Annotated in this window: 2 protein-coding genes; both read left to right on the plus strand. The window is 70.6% G+C overall.

Annotation, left to right across the window (positions count from 1 at the left end; all coding sequences use genetic code 11):
- A partial coding sequence (locus tag ABZ281_RS45450; protein WP_356664252.1) for a protein phosphatase 2C domain-containing protein occupies nt 1–798 on the plus strand: 798 nt, incomplete at its 5' end.
- 66 nt (nt 799–864) lie between these two features.
- Nucleotides 865–2,607, plus strand: coding sequence for a pyruvate dehydrogenase (locus ABZ281_RS45455; protein ID WP_356664254.1), 1,743 nt, complete (start codon nt 865–867; stop codon nt 2,605–2,607).
- Nucleotides 2,608–2,622 lie beyond the last annotated feature (15 nt).

Raw genomic sequence — 2,622 nt, forward strand, 5'->3', positions numbered from 1 at the left:
GCGCGGTATCGGGGCGAGCCCCGCAGGGACTCGCTGCTCACCGCCCGGTTCGGGACGGGTGAGCACGCGCTGCTGCTGGTGGCGATGGCGACCGGGGCCCGGGCCGCGCCGGGTGCGCACCGGGCGGCCGCCGAGGCCTGTCACTGGATCGGGCGGGCCGTCGGACGCAGCCACGCACGTCTGGTCGAGGACATAAGGGACGGCCGGCGCGGCGACCTGAAGTCCGGGCTGCACCGGCTCGCCGACCGCAGCCTCGGCAAGCTCCGGGCCAGCGCCCACGAGCAGGGTGTCGACCCCGGGGAGTACGCGGCCAGCCTGCGCTGTCTGTTGCTGTCCGCCGACCCCGGGAGCCGCACGCGGGTGTTCTTCGGCGTCGGACCGGGCGGACTGTTCCGGTTGCGCGAGGGGGAGTGGCAGGACATCGAGCCACAGGTCGCCGACATCAAGGGCGAACCCGCTCTGGCCTACGGCTCGCCGCCCTCCGAGACCCCCGAGGGCGACCGGCTCACCATGGACCTGGGCATCCCGACCCCGCCCAGCCCGCACGAACCGGCACCGGAGCCGCCCCAGGAGCCCTTCCGCTTCCGGACCTCCGTCGCCCGCCCGGGTGACACGCTCCTGATGTGCAGCGGCGGCCTCGCCGAGCCCCTGCGCGGTGAGCCCGAACTGGGCGAGTACCTCGCCGAGCGGTGGTCCCGCCCCGAACCGCCCGGTCTCGCCGCGTTCCTCGCCGACTCCCAAGTGCGGGTCAAGGGTTATGCGGACGACCGTACGGCCGCCGCGGTGTGGGAGGCGTGAGCGCGACCGGTGTGACTTGATGGAACCCGGAGGGATCCCAGGAGACCGAAGGGGCAGACGAGAACCATGGCCAGACAGAACGTCGCGGAACAGTTCGTCGACATCCTGACCCGCGCCGGGGTCAAGCGTCTCTACGGCGTCGTCGGCGACAGCCTCAACCCGGTCGTCGACGCCGTCCGCCGCAACTCCGCCATCGACTGGATCCACGTCCGGCACGAGGAGACCGCCGCCTTCGCCGCCAGTGCCGAGGCGCAGATCACCGGCGGACTCGCCGCCTGCGCCGGATCCTGCGGTCCGGGCAACCTCCACCTCATCAACGGCCTCTACGACGCCCACCGCTCCATGGCCCCGGTCCTCGCCCTCGCCTCGCACATCCCCTCCAGCGAGATCGGTCTCGGCTACTTCCAGGAGACCCACCCCGACCGGCTGTTCACCGAGTGCAGCCACTACAGCGAGATGATCTCCAGCCCGGAGCAGATGCCGCGACTGCTGCAGACCGCCATCCAGAACGCCGTCGGACGCAGCGGTGTCAGCGTCGTCACCCTGCCCGGTGACATCGCCGACCGGCCCGCCCCGGAGAAAGCCGCCGAGACCGCCCTCGTCACCTCCCGCCCGACGGTCCGCCCGGGGGACGCCGAGATCGACCGGCTCGTCGAGATGATCGACGGCGCCGGCAAGGTCACCCTCTTCTGCGGCAGCGGCACGGCCGGCGCGCACGCCGAGGTCATGGAGTTCGCCGGGAAGATCAAGTCCCCGGTCGGGCACGCCCTGCGCGGCAAGGAGTGGATCCAGTACGACAACCCCTTCGACGTCGGCATGAGCGGTCTGCTCGGCTACGGCGCCGCCTACGAGGCCACCCACGAGTGCGACCTGCTGATCCTGCTCGGCACCGACTTCCCCTACAACGCGTTCCTCCCCGACGACGTGCAGATCGCCCAGGTCGACGTCCGGCCCGAACACCTCGGCCGCCGCTCGAAGCTGGACCTCGCGGTGTGGGGCGACGTACGCGAGACGCTGCGCTGTCTGATCCCGCGGGTGACGGAGAAGAAGAACCGCCGCTTCCTCGACCGGATGCTGAAGAAGCACGCCGACGCGCTGGAAGGGGTCGTGAAGGCGTACACCCGCAAGGTCGAGAAGCACACGCCGATCCACCCGGAGTACGTGGCGTCCGTGCTCGACGAAGTGGCATGCGACGACGCCGTGTTCACCGTCGACACCGGCATGTGCAACGTCTGGGCCGCCCGCTACATCTCACCCAACGGCCGCCGCCGTGTCATCGGCTCCTTCTCCCACGGCTCGATGGCGAACGCGCTGCCCATGGCGATCGGCGCCCAGTTCACCGACCGCAAGCGGCAGGTCGTGTCGATGTCCGGCGACGGCGGCTTCTCCATGCTGATGGGCGACTTCCTGACGCTGGTCCAGTACGACCTGCCCGTGAAGGTCGTGCTGTTCAACAACTCCTCCCTCGGCATGGTCGAGTTGGAGATGCTGGTCGCGGGCCTCCCGTCGTACGGCACCGCGAACAAGAACCCCGACTTCGCCGCCGTCGCCCGCGCCTGCGGTGCGCACGGAGTGCGCGTCGAGAAGCCCAAGGACCTCCCCGGGGCCCTGAAGGACGCCTTCAAGCACAAGGGGCCGGCCCTCGTCGACGTCGTCACCGACCCCAACGCGCTGTCCATCCCGCCGAAGATCAAGGCCGAGATGGTGACCGGGTTCGCCCTGTCCGCCTCCAAGATGGTGCTGGACGGCGGGGTCGGCCGGATGGTCCAGATGGCCCGCTCCAACCTGCGCAACGTGCCCCGGTTCTAGGTCGTGTCCGCACCG

The organism is Streptomyces sp. NPDC006265, from assembly GCF_040613555.1.
Classification (GTDB): Bacteria; Actinomycetota; Actinomycetes; order Streptomycetales; family Streptomycetaceae; genus Streptomyces.

What these genes read in the sequence shown, in the direction of transcription:
- ABZ281_RS45455 (WP_356664254.1), top strand. Translation starts at nt 865, where the DNA reads ATGGCCAGACAGAACGTCGCGGAACAGTTCGTCGACATCCTGACCCGC.